Origin of the sequence: Allobosea sp. RAF48, from assembly GCF_052114025.1 — a bacterium.
Lineage (GTDB): Bacteria > Pseudomonadota > Alphaproteobacteria > Rhizobiales > Beijerinckiaceae > Allobosea.
The window spans coordinates 50,305-69,174 of record NZ_JBFRDZ010000015.1 but is presented as its reverse complement, the minus strand read 5'-3'; the positions used below and the strand labels follow the sequence as shown (position 1 = coordinate 69,174).

Here is an 18,870-nt window from a genome sequence, read left to right as displayed (position 1 = left end):
CCTCACGCGGCCATGCGCTCGTCGATCTGCCGCGACAGGATCGCGGAGAACTCGTCGGCGAAGGCTTCGAGCCGGCCTTGCGCCTTGGCGACCTCGGCCTGGAGCTTGTTGTAGGCCATCAGCGCGGGGATTGCGGCGAAGAGGCCGATCGCGGTGGCGAAGAGCGCTTCGGCGATGCCGGGCGCGACCACTGCGAGGGAGGAATTCTTGGAGACCGCGATGGCGGTGAAGGAGTGCATGATGCCCCAGACCGTGCCGAAGAGGCCGATGAAGGGCGCAGCCGAAGCGATGGTCGAGAGCACCAGGAGCTTGGATTCGAGCCGCTCGGTCTCGCGCTGGATGGTGACGTCGAGCACCTTGTCGATGCGCTGGGAGAGGCTGGCGACGGAGCGGCCGCCATTCTCGAAGGAGCGCTTCCATTCCCGCATCGCCGCGACGAAGACCGCGGCCATGTCGTTGACCGGCTTGCTGGCGAGGTCGCGATAGAGTTCCTCGAGCGAGCGGCCGGACCAGAACACCTCCTCGAAGGCGTCCATGTCGCGCCGCGTGCGCCGATAGAGCAGCGTCTTGTCGATGATGATCGACCAGCACCAGATCGAGGCGCTGATCAGACCCATCATCACCAGCTTGACGACGATGTGAGCATGCCAGAACAGCGTCCAGAACGACATGTCGATCTGTGGCGCGGCCTGCGCGACGTCGGCGGGGTTCATCCTGTCATCCTTCTTACCCAGGCGGTACGCCGATGGCCCGAACCTTCAAGGCTCATGGCCCCGGCCCCAAACCCCGCCGCTCGCGTCGCAGGAGACCCACGCCGCCGCCCGTTTCGCGATCGGGGAAATGCCGTATCCCGTCAATCGCGCGCGAATTCGGCGAAAGATGGGCCGAAACGGGGTTTCCCACGAAACGCATGCTCCAGGAGCAGTTAAGCATCCAGCAAGGTTAATGTGGGGTATACGTCCGGTGCGATGCGGCGATGACGGGGCACAGGCAGGGACGGACAGCCCCGCTTGAAACATCGGGCAGGCGCATGATTCGGCTGCTCCGCGGCAAGGAACAGCCAGTATTCCGTGCAGATGTCGCAGATCGGGATCCGAAGGAAGGGCGCCGAGCATCTCCGGAAAAAGCCCGTGATCCGACCCGGCCACGGACTTTCACCCGCTCGAGATCTCACAGACGCTCTTCGGCCGGACTGGCCGAATCGGCGCACGGAGGCATCTCGGCGTTCGTCGGGATGGCAAGAACAAGAAATCGGCTGAAACTTGTCTCGGAACACTCTACGACTGATGTCGCGGCTGCCATCCGCGACAAGACGCAAAAAATTGAACCGTCGTTGCTTTCTGAGTGGAGAGGTTTCCCATGTCGAGGCACATTGGTCTGATTGTTGCCATTTCAATCGCAGCGGGTCTGGCGGGTTGCGCCACCTACCCCGAGGTTACCACCCAAACCGTGATCGTCTCGGGCGTCGGCCCGGTCGAGATCGAGCGCCTCAATGTCCGCGTGGTGTCGATCGACCGGCCCAACCGTGCCGTGACGGTCGAGCAGCGCGGCTACAGGTGGCTCGTTGATGTCCCGCCTGTCTTCGGCAATCTCGAAAATCTGCGGGAAGGCGACACGGTCGATATCAGCCGTGTCGAGGGCGTCGTCGTCGAGGTCCGGCCCAACAGGCGGGGTGCCAAGCCGGGGATCACCTATACGGAGATAGGGGCCAGTTCGACCTTCCAGAACCTGCCGGAGAGGTTCGTCGCCCGGTCGGTGACGCTGACCGCCAAGTTCGAGCGGTTCGATGCGGCCAGCGGCGTCGTGAGTTATGTGGGCCCCTTCGGTCCGCGCTCGATCACCGTGGTCGACCCCGCCGTGAAGGCGCGGCTGCAGAAGTTCAAGCGTGGTGACATGGTGGACCTGAGCTTCGAGGAAGCCTTCTTCATCACTCTCAAATAGCTTTTGGCCGCATGGGCCGCCTGCCTGGTGCTCCCGGGCAGGCGGGGCCTGCTTTGGGGCGATGAGACTGCGTCGCCCGGTCGTGCGATCGGGCTTCGGCGCGACGCTGCCGGCGTCGCGCCGAAGATTGGCGTCTCGCGCCAGCCGCCATCGGCCGTCTGCTTGCTTGCGCGGAGGAAGCTGCGGCCGAAAAGAAAAGCCCGCCCCGGCGGTCCGGGGCGGGCTCGATTCTTGGCTTGCCTCGACCGGCGCGTCAGGCCGCGTCAGGCTGGGCCGGAGGATTGGCCGGCGGGTTGTTGCGGCGCTCGTTCATGAACTGATCGAACTCGGCCTTGTCGCGGGCCATGCGCAGGCGGCCCAGGAAGTCGTGGAACTCGCGCTGCTCGTCCTCGAGCCGGCGCAGCGTCTCGGCGCGATACTCGTCGAAGGCGCGGTTGCCGCTGGAGGGGCCGCCGCGGCCCCAGCCGCCGAAGCCGCCGCCAAAGCCGCCTTCACGGCCGGCCATGCGCTCACGCAGACGATCCATCTTGCCCTGAAGGCGGCTCATCCGGTGCTCGTAACGGTCGCCCGCGTAGCCACAACCCATGCGTCCACTCCCGAACAGAAAGGCCAGGGTCGCCAGACCCAGCGGCCACCACACGATGAAGCCGAGCACCGCGAAGGCGATCCAGGCCCCTCTTCCATATTCGTCAAGCTTCGTGACGATCGGCATCTTCTCCTCCGCTCATCGGCGTGAATGTAAATCACATTTACATAGATGCGCGCGGCACCCCGGCTTGTCAAGAATGGCGCCGCGAAAATCGTCAGCCGGCCGGCGGTGGCGCTGCTTCCGGGCCGATTCCTAGGCCCTGGAGGTAGATCAGCATGCCGGCTTCGAGGAGCTCGGCGGCCGACATCGGCAGCGGCCGCCGGCCACCGTCGGCGCGGCCGAACAGGGCGGCGATGCCATGGGACATCGCCCAGATGTGCAGCGCCATCATCAGCGCGGGCGGGCGCTTGTTCTGCGGCAGCCGGGCGATCAGCGCTTCGGCTGCCTGCCGCAAGCCGGCGAAGGCGCGGTCGGCCGCTTCGCGCAATTCGGAACTGGCGTCGAGCGGTACGCCCGCCTCGAACATCGCCGAATAATAGGCGGGCTCGTCATGGGCGAAGGCGAGATAGGCGCGCCCCAGCCGGTGGAAGGCGGTTTCGGGATCGGGCCGACCCTGGTCCCAGGCGTGCGAGAGCGCGGCCTCGAACGCCTGGAAGCCGCGTGTCGCGACATCGGCCAGCAGTTCGTCACGGTCGCGAAAATGGCGATAGGGCGCGGCCGGGCTGACGCCGGCGAGGCGCGCGGCCTCGGCGAAGGTGAAGCCGTTCGGGCCCTTCTCGCCGATCAGCCCGAGCGCCGCACGCACCAGCTCCTCCTTGAGGTTGCCATGGTGATAGCCGCGGGGTGTCTCGGGGCGGTCGCGCTTCCAGCTCATGTAAGGAGCGCTAACATAAGCGCAGGCGCCGCGTCGACTGTCGTGCGATCTGTCAGTCGTCGAGCATCAGCCGCTTGCGCAGGCCGTCCGGGATGCGCCGGGCCCGGCCGCCGCCGACGCAGGCGACCATGACCTGCGCGGTGATCAGCACGTCCTCGCCGCGCAGCACGCGCTGTTCGAGATCCATGGTGGCGCCACGCGCTTCGACCGAGCGGGTCTCGACGGTCAGCAGATCGTCCATCACGGCGGGGCGCAGGAAATCGATCGTCATCTTGCGCACGGCAAAGCCCAGCGCGGTCTCGCCGTCGAAGAGCTCGCGCTGCTCAATGCCGAGCGCACGGATCAGCTCGGTGCGCCCGCGCTCCATGAAGCGTAGATAGGAGGCGTGGTAGACCACGCCCGAGAAATCGGTGTCTTCATAGTAGACGCGGACGTCGAGGCGGTGGACCCTGCTCATGTCGCTCCGGGGCGCTGTCGGATTGTTCGCGCTGCAATAGACCAACAGGCGCGCCTTCGGAAAGGCCGGAACCGGTTCGGCCGGGAAGCGTTGCCCGTTACGCGGCCAAAGACGTGGGAGGACATCAGATGGCACAATCCAGCAAGGCGACGGCAAGGCTGCTCGACAAGACCGAGCTCGACTTCGTCGCGCGCACGCAGCGCGGCGCGATCGCTGCATTACCGGACGAGGAGCTGCGCGATCTTGCCGGCAAGCTGCGGGAACGCCGCGACAAGGCGCGCGACAGCGCGCGGCGCCAGAAGCGCGAGATGCGCGGCAAGGCGGAGCCGAAAGGCGCCAAGGCGGCGAGCGACAACAGCGGCACCAAGGCCAAGGCCGATGCGCTGACGGCGGCGCTGAAGCGGGTCGGCGCCGAGCGCACCCGTCGCGCCGAGAAGCTGAAAGAGCCGAGCCAGCGCAGCCTCGCCCGCAAGGCGTTGGCGCTGAAACAACGCCAGAGCGCGCTTGAGCGTCCGAAGAGCCGCACTGCCGGCAAGGGCATGCAGCCGGTCGAGAATCCCAAGGCGGCCAAGTCGGGCGCCCTCAAGGATGCTGGCGCCCGCCCCGCGATGATGCGCRCGAAGATGGCTCGCCGTAGCGGTTGATCAGTCGGCGCGTTCCGGCGACGCGGTTATCTCGGGCCCTGCGGGCGCTTAGCGCTTGCAGGGCTTGTTCATGAAGGAGCCGCAATCATAGGGCTGCGAGAGCTGCTCGCGGATCGAATAATCCTTGCCCTCGAAGCGGTTGACGATGTCGTCGATGCGCCAGCCGCCATTCTCCCTGATCATCTGGAACTGGACGGTGACGGGCTTGCCGAAGCTACGGAAGTTGGCCAGCACGGTCGCCTTGCCGGCCGCGACGGGAATCGTGTCGAAGCTCAGCTTCTTCACTTCGCCATCCTGGCCGTTGAGGAAGGGATCGGCGCCGATCTGGCCCATATCGCCGCTTTCCGTCTGGTAGAGGTCGTCGCGGGCGAAGAGCGCGGCCAGGCTCTTGCTCATCAGCCTGTCACGGTGCGGCGGGCGCCATGCCGGCGGCGGGGCCTTGCCCTTGGCCATCAGCGTCCTGGTTGTGATGGCGTACCCTTCTTCCACCGGCCCGCGCGGAACGTCGTCGCCGGCGCGGGCCGAAACCGCCAGGACTGCGAACAGGCCCGTCAGGGCCAGCGCCAGCGCGAAATTCCGAACGATCTGCTTCACGCTTCGTCCTCGTCGTTTCCGAACAAGCCGAACTGTGCCGTTTCACGCGAGGGCTCGGGCATGCCGAGATGGCGGAAGGCATGGGGGGTCAGCAGCCGCCCGCGCGGCGTGCGCTGGATGAAGCCCTGCTGCAGCAGGAAGGGCTCGATGATCTCCTCGATCGCGTCGCGCGGCTCGGAGAGCGAGGCGGCGATGGTCTCGATCCCGACCGGGCCGCCGCCAAAATTGATGGCCACCGTCGTCAGGTAGCGCCGGTCCATCTGGTCGAGGCCGATGGCGTCGACATCGAGCAGCGAGAGCGCCTTGTCCGCGACCTTGCGGGTGACGATCGGATCGCCGTCGACGATGGCGAAGTCGCGCACCCGCCGCAGCAGGCGCCCGGCGATGCGCGGCGTCCCCCGAGAGCGCTTGGCGATCTCATTGGCGCCGTCGTCCGACATCGGCACGCCGAGCACGCGGGCACCGCGGGCGACGATGCCCTGTAGCTCCTCGACGGTGTAGAACTGCAGGCGGATCGGGATGCCGAAGCGGTCGCGCAACGGCGTGGTCAGCAGGCCCGCGCGGGTGGTGGCGCCGACGAGGGTGAACTTCGGCAGGTCGATCTTGACCGAGCGGGCCGCTGGCCCCTCGCCGATGATCAGGTCGAGCTGGTAGTCCTCCATCGCCGGGTAGAGGATTTCCTCCACTGCTGGGTTCAGCCGATGGATCTCGTCGATGAAGAGCACGTCGCGCTCTTCGAGATTGGTGAGCTGCGCGGCGAGATCGCCGGCCTTGGCGATGACCGGGCCCGAGGTCGAGCGGAAATTGACGCCGAGCTCGCGCGCCACGATCTGCGCAAGGGTCGTCTTGCCGAGACCGGGCGGGCCGACGAAGAGGACATGGTCGAGCGCATCGCCCCGGCTTTTGGCGGCGTTGATGAAGACCTGGAGATTCGCGCGGGCCGCCGCCTGGCCGGTGAAATCGGCGAGCGATAGCGGCCGCAGCGAGGTTTCGCTGTCGTCGTCGCGGCGTTCGGCCGTCATAAGGCCGGAGCGCTTCGGGTCGCTCACAGCGCGATCTCCAGCTCGATGGCGTCGTGGATCGGAATGTCCTTGTATCCCGTCTTGATGATATCAGGCACAACCGAGCGATAGGCGTCGATCGCCTCGAGATAAAGCCCCGAGAGGCGAAAGCCACGGCGCTGGTAGAAGGTCATGCCCGGCATGTTGTCGTTGGTCAGCATGGCCTTGAGCTTCTTCGCGCCCGCCGTCCGTGCGGCCTCGATGACAGCGTCGAGCATCTGGATCGCCACGCCTTCGCCGGGGCGCAGCGAATGGAGCGCGCAGAGATAGGCGGTGTCGCCTCTCACCGTCCAGCTCGCCAGCGCCGCCGTCCTGCCATCGCGCTCGAACAAGCCGAGCGCGCCGATCTCGGCGACGTCATAGACATGCAGGTCGATCATCATGCTGTGCGAGCCCCAGCTCGCCAGCATGATGCGGCAAAGCTCGGTCTTGTCAGTGACGATGCGCAGGTCCAGCTCGTCGGGCGCTTCGCTCACTTCGCCAGTTCCTTCAGGCCCAGCTTGATGAGCTGGGCCGTGCCGGCGCCGTCGCCGGCGGCCTTGGCGGCGGCTGCGACGGCCGCTACGGCCTGCGCCTGAGGATAGCCGAGATTGGCGAGCGCCGAGACTGCGTCGGCGATGGGCTGCGGCAATTTCCGGTCCTCGAGCGCGCCGGAGAGCTGGACGATCCCAGGATCGATATGGCCGAAGGCCGGGGCCTTGTCCTTGAGCTCGGCGCAGAGGCGCTGCGCCAGCTTGGGGCCGACGCCCGGGGCGCGGGCGATCGCCGCCTTGTCGTTGGTGGCGATGGCGGTGGCGAGCGCGCCCGGGTCCAGTGTCGAGAGGATGGCGAGCGCGACCTTGGCGCCGACGCCCTGCACCACCTGCATCAGCCGGAACCAGTCGCGCTCGACGTCGGACATGAAGCCGTAGAGGCGGATGGCATCCTCGCGGACATGGGTCTCGATCGAGAGCGCCGCCGCCTCGCCCGGCTTGGGCAGGCGCTGCAGCGTGCGCGCCGAGCACTGCACGACATAGCCGACGCCTTGCACGTCGATGATAACGTGGTCCTCGCCATAGGAATCGATCAGGCCCTTGAGCTTGCCGATCATCGATATTCTCCGCCTGTCATCCCGGGCGACCGCAGGGAGACCCGGGATCCATGCCGGAGCGCCGCCGATAGAGGTTCAGGCATGGATCCCGGATCTCCGCTTCGCTGCGTCCGGGATGACCTGCGCGGTACGAGCCTCGCAAAAATTACCAGATGACAGCATGGCCCTCACGATGCCTTCAATTGCGCGACCAGCGCCTTCATGCCGCGATGCTGGGCATGACAGATCGCGACGGCGAGCGCGTCCGCCGCATCGGCGGAGCGGGTCTCGGCCTTGGGCAGGAGCACGCGGATCATTGCCTGCACCTGCTTCTTGTCGGCGTGGCCGACGCCGACCACCGTCTTCTTGACGAGATTGGCGGCGTATTCCGCCACGCTCAGGCCGGCCAGCGAGGGCACGACCAATGCGATGCCGCGCGCCTGGCCGAGCTTCAGCGCCGATTGCGGATCGCGATTGATGAAGGTCTCTTCCACGGCCGCCTCATGCGGGCGATGCGTGGCGATGATCTTGTGCAGTCCCTCGTGCAGCTGCCGCAGGCGCTCGCCCAAGGCGAGAGTGCCGTCGCTTTCTACGCAGCCGCAGGCGACGAAGGAGAGCTTGTTGCCTTCCGAGACGACGACGCCCCAGCCGGTCTTCCGGAGGCCGGGGTCGATGCCGATGATGCGAATCGCGGGTGCCATAACGTTGCCAAACTAGCGGGTGTTTCGGATTTGTCCCGCCCGGAACTTGGGCGGAGATGAATTCCGCTCATCGATCGCATCAAAAAGGAAAGTTGTTCTTGCCGCGCAGCGGCGGGCATGGTTCGCCGGATCAGCTTCTCCGACGCCGACGCCATGCCTTTCAGCCTCTCCGCCTTCATGCCCGGACTGACCTCAGACGGCATCGCCGTCCTGCTCGCCGCCACGCTGCTCGGCGGGCTGGTGCGCGGCTTCACCGGCTTCGGCTTCGCGATGGTATTCATGCCGCTGGCCTCGATGGTGCTCGGGCCGGTGGCGGCGCTGGGGCTGATCTGGTTCATCGACCTGCCCTTCGCCCTGCCGATCGCGGCGCGCAGCGCCAGGCGGGCCGAGTGGGGCGAAATCCTGCCGCTCCTGCTGACGGCGACGCTGGCGCTGCCGGCCGGCATCTGGCTTCTGACCTGGCTCGACCGCGAGACGATGCGCTGGCTGCTCGCCTCGCTGGTGCTGGTTGCGGTCGGTCTTATGGCCTCGGGCTGGCGCTATCACGGGCGCCCGACGATCCCGCTTTCGCTCGGGGTCGGCGCGCTGTCCGGACTTTTCAACGGCATGGCCTCTATCGGCGGCATGCCGCTGGCGGTGTTCTGGCTGGGTGCCCAGCGCAACGACCGGCACAAGACGCGGGCCAACATGCAGGCCTTCTTCGGCGTCTCGACGCTGATCAGCGGCGCGGTGCTGTGGTGGAAAGGCATTCTCATCTTCGGCGCGCTGCTGATGGCGGTGCCGCTCTTCGCGGTCTACGGGATCGGGCTCTGGGCCGGCACGCATGGCTTCCGGCTGGCCTCGGAGCAGAGCTTCCGGCGCGGCGCCTATCTGGTGATCTTCCTGAGTGCGCTGATCAGCCTGCCGCTCTGGGATGCGCTGATCGGGCGGTAATGCAAGCCGTCATGCTCGGGCTTGACCCGAGCATCTCGTGACCAGGAGGTGCCGCCGCGTTTTCCGGCATGAGATTCTCGGGTCTGCGCTTCGCTTCGCCCGAGAATGACGGCTGGCCGGGATCAGGCGCTGAGCTTGGCCATGATGTCGTCGGCAATCTCGAAATTGGCGAAGACGTTCTGGACGTCGTCGTCGTTGTCGAGCGCTTCCATCAGCTTCATCATCGATGCCGCCTTGTCTTCGTCGAGCGGGGCCGTCGTCGTCGGCCGCCAGACCGGCTTGGCCGAGGCGGGCGCGCCGAGCGAGGCTTCGAGCGCCTTGGAGACTTCGTTCAGCGCGTCGAAGGCGCAGGTGATGACATGGCCGTTCTCGTCCGAGGCGACATCGTCGGCGCCGGCTTCGATCGCGGCTTCCATCACCTTGTCGGCGTCGCCGGCCTCCGGCGGATAGGTGACCTCGCCGACGCGGTTGAACATGAAGGAGACGGAATTGCTTTCGCCGAGCGCGCCGCCGGACTTGGTGAAGTAGGAGCGGACGGCCGAGGCGGTGCGGTTGCGATTGTCGGTCAGCGCCTCGACGATGACGGCGGCGCCGCCGGGGCCGTAGCCCTCGTAGCGGACCTCGTCGTAGTTATCGCCTTCGCCGCCGGCGGCCTTGTTGATGGCGCGCTGGATATTGTCCTTCGGCATGTTCTCGGCGCGGGCGGCGAGCACCGCCATGCGCAGCCGCGGGTTCATGTTGATGTCGGGCATGCCCATCTTGGCGGCGACGGTGATTTCGCGGGCCAGCTTCGAGAACAGCTTGGAGCGCACCGCGTCCTGCTTGCCCTTGCGGTGCATGATGTTCTTGAACTGTGAATGGCCGGCCATGGGGACTCGCTGCCCTTTGAGATGATGGAACCATGGAAACACCACCCGCGGCGCGCCGGGGCGATCGGAACGGCCTTATAGGCGCCGATTTCCGGGACAGGCAAGCGCCAGTGGGCCCTCGCTGGCGAGATCGATGGCGGAGCGGCCGTTAAGCCATTGTTTGCCGTGGCCGAGCAGTATGCCGGCGGCGCCATGCCGTCATCTTTCAAGCTCGTGAACCAGTGACATTTAATTCCATTGCCGCGCAGGAACACCGGTTCCGCGCCTTCCGGATCTTCAGCGAGGATATCGAGCTTCTCGCTTCGCTATCGGGTTTCGCGCGCGACCGGCTGCCGCAACTGCTGGAAGAGCTGCACGAGCAATTCGCGCCCTGGCCGGAGATCGCGCAGGCGCTGCGCCGTCCCGACGTCCACCAGCGGCGGCTGGCGCACTGGATCAAACTTGCTTCCGGCGATCTCCGGGAGGGCTACAGCGAGTCGGCCCGCAAGCTGGCGACCGCGTTCCACGACCATGGCGTGCCGATCTATGCGGTGGTGATCTGCCACGCGATCGTCTCGAACGCCATCATCGTGGAGCTCGGCCTCGACCGGCAGAGCATGATGGGGCTGTCGAGCTTCTGGCAGAGACGCGAGCTCGACCGGCGGATCGCGACGCGCACGGCGCTCTCCAAGGCGACCCAGCTCGACCTGGAGCTGCTGCTCGAGACCTATGCCGTGGTTCAGCAGGAGAGCCGCGACCGCACGCGCCACCAGATCGAGGCGTTCGAGGTCACGGTCCGGGAGGTGGTTGGCGCGGTGAACGCGAGCGCCGGCAAGGTGGAGCGCCTCGCCGCCTCGGTCGAAGACGTGGTCGGAGAAACGAGCGCGCAAGCCAAACGGGCCGCGGGGGCGGCGGGGAGCGCTTCGGACAATGTCAGCAACGTCGCGACCGCGACGAACGAGTTGTCGATCTCGCTCGACCATGTCGCGGCGGAGGTCGTGCGGGCATCGACCATGGCGCATGAGGCCCATGTCGCGGCCCAGAAGACCGATGCCATCGTCAAGAGTCTCGCTCTTTCGGCGGAGACGATCGGCTCGGTCGTGGAGATGATCCAGACGATCGCCAGCCAGACCAATCTGCTTGCGCTCAACGCCACGATCGAGGCTGCACGCGCCGGCGAGACCGGACGAGGCTTTGCCGTTGTGGCTACGGAGGTGAAGCAGCTTTCATCGCGCACCGCGAAGGCCACGGACGAAATCGCGGCCCAGGTCCCGGCGATGCAGGCGGCGACGCGCGAGGCGGTGACGGCGATCGAGAGCATCGTCGCCTTCGTCAGCCAGGTGAACGGCATCGCCGGTGCGGTTGCGGCGAGCATCGACGAGCAGCGCGCCGCCACGCAGGAAATCGCACGCAGTGCCGATCAGGCGGCGATGGGCACGCAGGCCAACGCCGAAACCATTGTGCAATTGAACGACCGGGCGCAGCAGGCCGGCAAGGCGGTGCATGACGTGCTCGACGTGGCCGGCACCCTGTCCCGCCAGGCCGAGAGTCTGAACCACGCCTTCGACGATCTGGTTCGCCAGCACCGCGCGGTCTGAGACGCGCGGGCCCCTGCCGGTCAGTCTTGCGCCCAGCCGGGCAGCGCCTCGCTGAGATGCGGGCCGACCCGTACGGCCCAGACGGCTTTCGCGAGCCCCGTCGCATCGTCGATCTCGACTGCGACGCCTGACAGAGTGCCCTCGCCGGTGGCCGGCTCCAGCCGCGCGCCCGGCACCTTCTGCAGGAAGCGGCGCACCGGCTCGTCCTTCTGCATGCCGAGCACGGAATCATAGTCGCCACACATGCCGGCATCGGACTGATAGGCCGTGCCGGCGGGCAGGATGCGCGTGTCGGAGGTCGGCGCATGGGTGTGGGTGCCGACGACGAGGCTGGCGCGGCCATCGAGGAAATAGGCCATCGCCTGCTTTTCGCTCGTCGCTTCGGCATGGACGTCGACGATGACGGCGTCGGCGACTTCGCCAAGCGGGCAGGCGGCGAGCTCGCGCTCGACTGCGGCGAAGGGGTCGTCGAGCGGGTCCATGAAGAGACGGCCCATGACGTTGACGACGAGGACGCGGGCGCCGTTGCGCGCCTCGATGACGGTAGCGCCGCGGCCGGGCGTGCCGGGCGGATAATTCGCCGGGCGGATCAGCCGGTCCTGCCTGTTAATGAAGACAAGCGCCTCGCGCTGGTCCCAGGAATGGTTGCCGAGCGTGACGACATCCGCGCCGGCGGCGAGGATCTCGTCGCAAATCGCCTCGGTGATGCCGAAGCCGCCCGCGGAATTCTCGCCGTTGATGACCACGCAGTCGAGCTTCCACGCTTCGCGCAGGGCCGGCAGGCGCTCCTGAACCGCAATCCGGCCAGGGCGGCCGACGATGTCACCGAGGAAGAGAAAACGCATGAAGGCTCCGAGCCGGTAGGGGCGCCGGTTACACGAGCCCTCATCCTGAGGAGCGGCCGCAGGTCGCGCCTCGAAGGATGCTCCAGAGTCCGCTGGATCATCCTTCGAGGCGCCGCGTTCCGCGGCTCCTCAGGATGAGGGCTGTGGAATGGCAGGTCTGTCCTCCTCCGTGACCCGAAAGCCAGCCGGAATCAACCGCAGCGGATGGTGTCGCGTTCGGTCACGATCCAGTCGAGGCGCTGGTCGTGCGGCTCGTCCGGCACGGCCTCGATCTCCTGTGCGGCGTAGCCGATGCCGATGCTGACGGTCGGCCCGAGTTCCGTCAGGGCACGGTCGTAGTAGCCCTTGCCGTATCCGATGCGGTAGCCGCGCCGGTCGAAGGCGGCGAGCGGCACGATCAGGATGACAGGCTTAGCCTCGGGCTCGGCGGGAGCGGGGACGAGCGTGCCGAAGCCGCCGGGTACGATCGGCTCGTAGGGCGCCCAGCGGCGGAAGATCATGCGCTTGTCGACGATCGCCGGCAGGCAGAGCGGCAGCCCGCGCTCATGCAGCGCTTCGAGGATCGGGCGCGGATCGGCTTCCGAGCGCATCGGCCAATAGGCGGAGATAGGGCCGGTGCTGTCCCAGACGGGCAGAGCGAGGACGCGGGCGGCGATATCCGCATCCCATTCGAGCCGGCTGTCGAGATCCAACATGTCGCGGCGGGCCAGCGCGGCGTCACGGAGAACGGCCTTGCGCGGGGATGGGGAGGCCGGGGGTATGAAAGGCGTATCGGGACGCGTGGTCGTCATGGTCAGGCTGCGGAGCCACCTCGGCCGTGGAGTTTTGAATCCCGGGACACCTACAGAAGTAGGTGGGCGCCGTGTGCCCGGTTCCGATGGATCCGGACAGGGACAGCTCCCTAGGGAGTCGTATGGGCCCGGGGAATGCTGTCTCTCACGCACCAGGCAGCCCCGCTCAGCCAATGTAAGCAAGCCGCCGGCAAAGCGCCAGAGGCGATTTGCCGGCACGCACCCAAATGTGCGGGGGGGGCGCCATGAAAATGTTCATATTTTGGACGTGGTGAGCAGATGATATAGACAAGCGCGACATGTTCGGAAAACCGGTTTCATCGATGCTTCCTTCGATCCTCGCCCGTTATCTTTCCCGTTCGGGGCTGGTTGCGCTCGCCTGCGCCGCGGCACTGTTCGGCGGGGCCGCGCCCGGCTCGGCCCAGGATGCCGCCGACCTGCTGGTGCGTACGACGCGGCTGGAGAACCAGCTGCGCCAGATGTCCGGCCAGATCGAGCAGCTCCAGTTCGAGAACCGCCGTCTCAGCGAACAGCTGCGCAAGTTTCAGGAGGATGTCGATTTCCGCCTGAACGAGAAGGGCGGCGGCCGTTCAGGCGGGGCCGCGCCGGGTGCTTCGCCGGCTGGCGGTGGCGCCCCCGGGGCGCCGCAGCGCCAGCGCCGTGGCGATGCCTTCGATCCGACGATGCAGCAGGGCGCCGCCGGCGGCCCGCAGCAGCTCGGCGGCGGGATCGCAGGCATCATCGAGGATGACGATGGCGGCGGACCGGCCACGGGCCGGCCGCTCGACCTGCAGGGCGTCGGACGCCCCGCTCCGCAAGGCGGCCTGCCGCAGGCCATGCCGCGGGGGCCGAGCGTCGCGGCTGCCAGCGGTCCGCAGAGCGCCAAGGAGGCCTACGACCTCGCCTTCACCTCGCTCCAACGCAGGGAGTACGAGCAGGCGGAGATGGGCTTTCGGCAGTTCCTGCAGAGCTATCCGCGCGACCGGCTTGCGGTCGACGCCACCTATTGGCTCGGCGAAAGCTATCTACAGCGCCAGCGCTATCGCGAGGCTGCCGAGCAGTTCCTGAAGATCTCGCGGGAATCGCCCAAGGCGACCAAGGCGCCGGACAGCCTGCTCAAGCTCGGCATGGCTCTGAATGGGCTCGGTGCCAAGGACCAGGCCTGCGCGACCTATGCCAAGGTCGGCGTCGATTATCCCTCGGCCTCCAATGCGGTGCGCCAGGGCGTGGCGCGCGAGCGGCGCCGCTCCGGCTGCGCTTGAGCGCGCTGCCACAGAATCAAACGAATGCGTCGCCGGTCTCGCCTGTCGAGGCCGGCGAACTCTTTCTGGGGCTGACGCAGGAAAGCGTTCTGCTCGTCGCGGTTTCAGGCGGGCCGGACTCGGTCGCATTGCTGGGGCTGCTGGCCGATTGGGCGCGCTCGCCGGGCCGGCCACGGCTCCATGCCGCGACCGTCGACCATGGCTTGAGGCCGGAAGCCTCGGCGGAGGCTGCCGCTGTCGCTGCGCTCTGCGCGCGGCTCGGCGTCGCGCATGCGATCCTGCGCTGGGAAGGCGAGAAGCCTTCAAGGGGCATCCAGGCAGCGGCCCGGCACGCCCGTTACGCGCTGCTGGCGGGAGAGGCGAAGCGGCTCGGCGGTGCCGTTCTGGTGACCGCCCACACGCTCGACGATCAGGCCGAGACGATGCTGATGCGGCTCGCCCATGGCTCCGGCCCATCCGGTCTCGTCGGGATGCGCGCGCGAACCGTGAAGGATGGTGTCGTACTTGTCCGCCCGCTCCTCGGCATTGCGAAGGCACGGCTCGTTGCGACAGCCCGGGCGCGCAGCCTTCCCTTTGTGAGTGATCCGAGCAATGCCGACCTGCGCTTCGAGCGCGTTCGCTGGCGTGAGATCATGCCGGTTCTCGCGGAGGAGGGGCTGACGGCCGAGCGCTTCGGACGGATGGCGGAAAGGATGGCGCGGCTGGAGGCTGCGGCGAGCCAGCGCGCGCAGGCCGTGTTTGCAGCGGTCGGCTTGCCGCGAGAGGCGGGCGAGGACCGGGTGAGGCTCGACTTTTCGGCGCTGATGGCCGAGCCGGACGAGATCGTTCTGCGCGTGGTCGGGCAGGCGCTTGAGGCCGTCATGGCCAGCGGCGACCGCTATGGTCGGCTCGAACGGCTGGAGGATTGCGTGGAGGCGCTGCGTGCTGGGGCGAAGACAGGTTCTGCCATCAGACGGACATTGTCCGGCTGCATGGTGGTGCTTGGCGTGGACGGCGTGCTGGCCCTCGAACGGGAGCCGCCACGTCGACGCGGCGTTCACCCTGCGACATCTTAGTGCCCTTACGTCTTCTGTTTCCCTTGGCAAGGGCGTACGCCGCTCCTAGATTAGCTCGGGAAACCCTTGGCCTTATCCGGTTGGTCCGGCAGGCCCGATCGGACTGGTGATGAATCCGAATTTTCGTAATTTCGCCCTCTGGGTGGTGATTTTTCTTCTGGTCCTGGCGCTGGTGACTCTGTTCCAGAGCCCAAGCCAGCGCGCGAGCACCAACGAAATCCCCTACAGCCAGCTCATCAACGAGGCTGAAGCGGGCCGCGTCGCCAATGTCGTGGTCGCCGGGCAGGAGATCTCCGGCAGCTTCTCCGACGGGCGCAATTTCGTGACCTATGCGCCCTATGGCGACCCCAATCTGCTGAAGACCATGGCGCAGAAGGGTGTGCAGGTGTCGGCCCGCGCGCCGTCCGAGGGCACGCCCTGGTTCATGGCGCTGCTGGTCAACTCGCTGCCCTTCGTCATCTTCATCGGCCTGTGGATCTTCATGTCCCGCCAGATGCAGAATGGCGCCGGCCGGGCGATGGGCTTCGGCAAGTCGAAGGCCAAGCTGCTCACCGAGGCGCATGGCCGCGTCACATTCGAGGATGTCGCGGGCATCGACGAGGCCAAGGAAGACCTGCAGGAGATCGTCGAATTCCTGCGTGATCCGCAGAAGTTCCAGCGGCTGGGCGGGCGCATCCCGCGCGGCGTGCTGCTCGTCGGCCCTCCCGGCACCGGCAAGACGCTGACGGCGCGCGCCGTCGCCGGTGAGGCCAATGTCCCGTTCTTCACCATCTCGGGCTCCGACTTCGTGGAGATGTTCGTCGGCGTCGGCGCGAGCCGCGTCCGCGACATGTTCGAGCAGGCCAAGAAGAACGCGCCCTGCATCATCTTCATCGACGAGATCGACGCTGTCGGCCGTCATCGCGGCGCCGGTCTCGGCGGTGGCAATGACGAGCGCGAGCAGACCCTGAACCAGCTCCTCGTCGAGATGGACGGCTTCGAGCCGAACGAGGGCGTCATCATCATCGCTGCGACCAACCGTCCGGACGTGCTCGACCCGGCGCTGCTGCGCCCCGGCCGTTTCGACCGGCAGATCGTCGTGCCGAACCCGGATGTCGCCGGCCGCGAGAAGATCCTCAAGGTTCACGTCCGCAAGGTGCCGATGGCGCCGGATGTCGACCTCAAGATCCTCGCCCGCGGCACGCCCGGCTTCTCCGGCGCCGACCTGATGAACCTCGTCAACGAAGCCGCGCTGCTGGCGGCCCGCCGCGGCAAGCGCATGGTCACCCATGCCGAGTTCGAGGATGCCAAGGACAAGGTCATGATGGGCGCCGAGCGCAAGTCGATGGCCATGTCCGAGGAAGAGAAGAAGCTGACCGCCTATCACGAGGCCGGCCATGCCATCGTCGGCCTCTATGTCCCGGCCGGTATCCCCGTGCACAAGGCGACAATCATCCCGCGCGGTCGCGCGCTCGGCATGGTCAAGTTCCTGCCGGAGGGCGACCGCTATTCGATGAAGTTCAAGGAGTTCACCTCGCAGCTTGCGGTCGCCATGGGCGGGCGCGTGGCGGAGGAGATGACCTTCGGCCGCGAGAACGTGACCTCGGGCGCCACGGGCGACATCCAGCAGGCGACCAAGATGGCCAAGGCCATGGTCACGCAGATGGGCTATTCGGACGAGCTCGGCATGGTCGCCTATGGCGACAATCAGGAGGAGGTCTTCCTGGGCATGTCGATGGGCCGAAGCCAGTCCGTCTCCGAGTCGACCGCCCAGAAGATCGATGCGGAGGTGAAGCGCCTCGTTGACGAGGGCTATGCCGACGCCAAGAAGATTCTGACCGATCACCATGAGGAGTTCGTCGCGGTGGCCGAGGCGCTGCTCGAGTTCGAGACGCTGACCGGCGAGGAAATCCGCGACCTGATCGCCGGCAAGCGCCCTTCGCGCGATCTCGACGACACGCCGCATGCCCCGCGCGGCTCGGCCGTGCCGAGCGCGGGCAAGGGCCGCAAGCGCGGCGAGCCGGACGCCGGCATGGAGCCGCAGCCGCAGGTCTGATACCGCGAGTATAGTCGAAGGGAAGGGCGGCCCCCGTGGCCGCCCTTTCTGTTTGGGCAGCCACGATGTCATGTTCCGTCATAATTTGTGAGAAGGCGGAAAGGTTTTTTGGCTATAGAACACGTACAATCGGGCGTTGCAGCCCCTCGGAATCGAAACGCAATGACGCGCAAATATTTCGGAACTGACGGCATTCGCGGGCGGGCGAACGGCGTCATTACGCCCGACCTTGCCATGAAGGTCGGCCAGGCCACCGGCCTCGCCTTCCGCCGCGGCGAATATCGCCATCGGGTCGTGATCGGCAAGGATACCCGCCTCTCCGGCTACATGATCGAATACGCCATGGTCGCGGGTTTCACCGCGGTCGGCATGGACGTGATGCTGCTCGGCCCGATGCCGACGCCGGCCGTCGCCATGCTGACGCGCTCGATGCGCGCCGATCTCGGTGTGATGATCTCGGCCTCGCACAACGCCTATGAGGACAACGGCATCAAGCTGTTCGGGCCCGATGGCTACAAGCTCAACGACGATGTCGAGCGGGAGATCGAGGCGCTGATCGACGCCGATCTCGGCCCGCGCCTGGCGACTTCGCCGATGCTCGGCCGGGCCAAGCGTATCGACAGCGCCGATGCGCGCTATGTCGAGTTCGCCAAGCGGACGCTGCCGCGCAACCTGAGCCTTGAAGGCCTGCGCATCGTGCTCGATTGCGCCAATGGTGCCGCCTACAAGGTCGCGCCGCAGGCGCTCTGGGAGCTGGGCGCCGAGGTCATTACCATCGGCGTCGAGCCCGACGGCTTCAACATCAACCGCGAGATCGGTTCGACCCATCCTTCGACGCTGATCGAGAAGGTCAAGGAGCTGCGCGCCGATGTCGGCATTGCGCTCGACGGCGACGCCGACCGCGTGCTCGTCGTCGACGAACACGGCCATATCGTCGATGGGGACCAGCTCATGGCCGTGATCGCGCGCAGCTGGATGGAAGATGGCCGCCTCTCGGCACCCGGCATCGTCGCAACCGTGATGTCCAATCTCGGGCTGGAGCGCTATCTGGCGGGGCTTGGTCTGTCGCTGGCGCGCACGGCGGTCGGCGATCGCTATGTGCTGGAGCATATGCGCAACCACGGCTTCAACCTCGGCGGTGAGCAGTCCGGCCACATCATCCTCTCGGATTTCGGCACGACCGGCGACGGGCTGGTCGCGGCGCTGCAACTGCTCGCGGTGGTGAAGCGGATGGACCGGCCGGTCTCGGAAGTCTGCCACTGCTTCGAGCCGCTGCCGCAGATCCTCAAGAACGTGCGCTACAAGGCCGGCAAGCCGCTGGAGCAGCAGCCCGTCATCAGCGCGATCGAGGCCGCGAAGCAGTTGCTGGGCGACAGCGGGCGCCTGGTGATCCGCCCCTCGGGCACCGAGCCGGTGATCCGCGTGATGGCTGAAGGCGACGACCGCGATCTGGTCGAGCGCGCGGTGGACGATGTCGTCGAGGCGGTGACGAAGGCCGCGGCCTGAAGGGCACCGTCATGCTCGGGCTCGACCCGAGCATCTCCGGCCGGAGGAGGCTCCGGTCGTCATTGCG

At 67.0% G+C, this 18,870-nt stretch carries 20 protein-coding genes and 1 other RNA gene; 8 read left to right on the top strand and 13 right to left on the bottom strand.

The features are described 5' to 3' along the window. Positions 1-2: 2 nt before the first annotated feature. Positions 3-713: a protein TolQ gene (gene tolQ / locus AB4Z10_RS23935; RefSeq protein WP_441472907.1), complete on the bottom strand. Its 711-nt coding sequence runs from the start codon at positions 711-713 to the stop codon at positions 3-5. A 646-nt stretch (positions 714-1,359) separates the two neighbouring features. Between tolQ and AB4Z10_RS23930 the strand changes: the two genes are divergently transcribed. Further along, positions 1,360-1,941: a hypothetical protein gene (locus AB4Z10_RS23930; RefSeq protein WP_441472906.1), complete on the top strand. Its 582-nt coding sequence runs from the start codon at positions 1,360-1,362 to the stop codon at positions 1,939-1,941. Positions 1,942-2,194: 253 nt separating this feature from the next. On the opposite strand, the gene AB4Z10_RS23925 is transcribed toward AB4Z10_RS23930, so the two are convergent. The 3 genes from AB4Z10_RS23925 to ybgC form a co-directional block, all read right to left on the bottom strand. Then, the gene (locus AB4Z10_RS23925; RefSeq protein WP_441472905.1) at positions 2,195-2,653 is read right to left on the bottom strand and encodes a DUF2852 domain-containing protein; all 459 of its coding nucleotides are present in this window, start codon (positions 2,651-2,653) and stop codon (positions 2,195-2,197) included. Between the two features lie 91 nt (positions 2,654-2,744). Beyond that, positions 2,745-3,404: a TetR/AcrR family transcriptional regulator gene (locus tag AB4Z10_RS23920; RefSeq protein ID WP_441472904.1), complete on the bottom strand. Its 660-nt coding sequence runs from the start codon at positions 3,402-3,404 to the stop codon at positions 2,745-2,747. Between the two features lie 52 nt (positions 3,405-3,456). Further along, on the bottom strand, positions 3,457-3,861 hold the full coding sequence (ybgC, locus tag AB4Z10_RS23915) for a tol-pal system-associated acyl-CoA thioesterase (protein ID WP_441472903.1): 405 nt from the start codon (positions 3,859-3,861) through the stop codon (positions 3,457-3,459). A gap of 128 nt (positions 3,862-3,989) precedes the next feature. Between ybgC and AB4Z10_RS23910 the strand changes: the two genes are divergently transcribed. Then, positions 3,990-4,505 carry a hypothetical protein gene (locus AB4Z10_RS23910; RefSeq protein ID WP_441472902.1) on the top strand — a complete coding sequence of 172 codons (516 nt, stop codon included), beginning with the start codon at positions 3,990-3,992 and terminating at the stop codon, positions 4,503-4,505. Positions 4,506-4,553: 48 nt separating this feature from the next. Here AB4Z10_RS23910 and AB4Z10_RS23905 read toward each other — a convergent pair whose 3' ends face one another. The 5 genes from AB4Z10_RS23905 to ruvC all read right to left on the bottom strand — a co-directional run bounded on the left by AB4Z10_RS23905 (position 4,554) and on the right by ruvC (position 7,930). Continuing rightward, positions 4,554-5,099: a DUF3828 domain-containing protein gene (locus AB4Z10_RS23905; protein WP_441472901.1), complete on the bottom strand. Its 546-nt coding sequence runs from the start codon at positions 5,097-5,099 to the stop codon at positions 4,554-4,556. Then, positions 5,096-6,121, bottom strand: coding sequence for a Holliday junction branch migration DNA helicase RuvB (ruvB, locus tag AB4Z10_RS23900; protein WP_441473016.1), 1,026 nt, complete (start codon positions 6,119-6,121; stop codon positions 5,096-5,098). Before ruvB ends, AB4Z10_RS23905 begins: the two co-directional genes overlap by 4 nt. A gap of 23 nt (positions 6,122-6,144) precedes the next feature. Beyond that, positions 6,145-6,636 carry a GNAT family N-acetyltransferase gene (locus tag AB4Z10_RS23895; RefSeq protein ID WP_441472900.1) on the bottom strand — a complete coding sequence of 164 codons (492 nt, stop codon included), beginning with the start codon at positions 6,634-6,636 and terminating at the stop codon, positions 6,145-6,147. Then, positions 6,633-7,250, bottom strand: a complete 618-nt coding sequence (gene ruvA, locus AB4Z10_RS23890; protein WP_441472899.1) for a Holliday junction branch migration protein RuvA — start codon at positions 7,248-7,250, stop codon at positions 6,633-6,635. Before ruvA ends, AB4Z10_RS23895 begins: the two co-directional genes overlap by 4 nt. Positions 7,251-7,417: 167 nt before the next feature. Then, positions 7,418-7,930: a crossover junction endodeoxyribonuclease RuvC gene (ruvC, locus tag AB4Z10_RS23885; protein ID WP_441472898.1), complete on the bottom strand. Its 513-nt coding sequence runs from the start codon at positions 7,928-7,930 to the stop codon at positions 7,418-7,420. 117 nt (positions 7,931-8,047) lie between these two features. On the opposite strand from ruvC, the gene AB4Z10_RS23880 reads away from it, so the two are divergent. Continuing rightward, positions 8,048-8,863 carry a sulfite exporter TauE/SafE family protein gene (locus AB4Z10_RS23880; RefSeq protein ID WP_441472897.1) on the top strand — a complete coding sequence of 272 codons (816 nt, stop codon included), beginning with the start codon at positions 8,048-8,050 and terminating at the stop codon, positions 8,861-8,863. A 122-nt stretch (positions 8,864-8,985) separates the two neighbouring features. Here the strand turns inward: AB4Z10_RS23880 and AB4Z10_RS23875 are convergent, their stop codons facing one another. After that, entirely contained in the window at positions 8,986-9,732 is a 747-nt protein-coding gene (locus AB4Z10_RS23875; protein ID WP_441472896.1) for a YebC/PmpR family DNA-binding transcriptional regulator, read from the bottom strand. A 221-nt stretch (positions 9,733-9,953) separates the two neighbouring features. Between AB4Z10_RS23875 and AB4Z10_RS23870 the strand changes: the two genes are divergently transcribed. Continuing rightward, the gene (locus tag AB4Z10_RS23870) at positions 9,954-11,309 is read left to right on the top strand and encodes a methyl-accepting chemotaxis protein (protein ID WP_441472895.1); all 1,356 of its coding nucleotides are present in this window, start codon (positions 9,954-9,956) and stop codon (positions 11,307-11,309) included. A 20-nt stretch (positions 11,310-11,329) separates the two neighbouring features. Here AB4Z10_RS23870 and AB4Z10_RS23865 read toward each other — a convergent pair whose 3' ends face one another. The 3 genes from AB4Z10_RS23865 to ssrS form a co-directional block, all read right to left on the bottom strand. Further along, the gene (locus AB4Z10_RS23865) at positions 11,330-12,154 is read right to left on the bottom strand and encodes a TIGR00282 family metallophosphoesterase (RefSeq protein WP_441472894.1); all 825 of its coding nucleotides are present in this window, start codon (positions 12,152-12,154) and stop codon (positions 11,330-11,332) included. Between the two features lie 191 nt (positions 12,155-12,345). Further along, positions 12,346-12,945 (bottom strand): 5-formyltetrahydrofolate cyclo-ligase, encoded by a 600-nt coding sequence (locus tag AB4Z10_RS23860; RefSeq protein WP_441472893.1) that lies wholly within the window; start codon positions 12,943-12,945, stop codon positions 12,346-12,348. 8 nt (positions 12,946-12,953) lie between these two features. Further along, positions 12,954-13,111, bottom strand: a non-coding RNA gene (ssrS, locus tag AB4Z10_RS23855) — 6S RNA. Positions 13,112-13,268: 157 nt separating this feature from the next. Between ssrS and ybgF the strand changes: the two genes are divergently transcribed. The 4 genes from ybgF to glmM all read left to right on the top strand — a co-directional run bounded on the left by ybgF (position 13,269) and on the right by glmM (position 18,803). After that, positions 13,269-14,207 (top strand): tol-pal system protein YbgF, encoded by a 939-nt coding sequence (gene ybgF, locus AB4Z10_RS23850; RefSeq protein ID WP_441472892.1) that lies wholly within the window; start codon positions 13,269-13,271, stop codon positions 14,205-14,207. Continuing rightward, entirely contained in the window at positions 14,204-15,262 is a 1,059-nt protein-coding gene (gene tilS / locus AB4Z10_RS23845) for a tRNA lysidine(34) synthetase TilS (RefSeq protein ID WP_441472891.1), read from the top strand. Before ybgF ends, tilS begins: the two co-directional genes overlap by 4 nt. A gap of 109 nt (positions 15,263-15,371) precedes the next feature. Next, positions 15,372-17,297 (top strand): ATP-dependent zinc metalloprotease FtsH, encoded by a 1,926-nt coding sequence (gene ftsH, locus AB4Z10_RS23840; protein WP_441472890.1) that lies wholly within the window; start codon positions 15,372-15,374, stop codon positions 17,295-17,297. Between the two features lie 162 nt (positions 17,298-17,459). After that, positions 17,460-18,803: a phosphoglucosamine mutase gene (gene glmM / locus AB4Z10_RS23835; RefSeq protein ID WP_441472889.1), complete on the top strand. Its 1,344-nt coding sequence runs from the start codon at positions 17,460-17,462 to the stop codon at positions 18,801-18,803. Positions 18,804-18,870 lie beyond the last annotated feature (67 nt).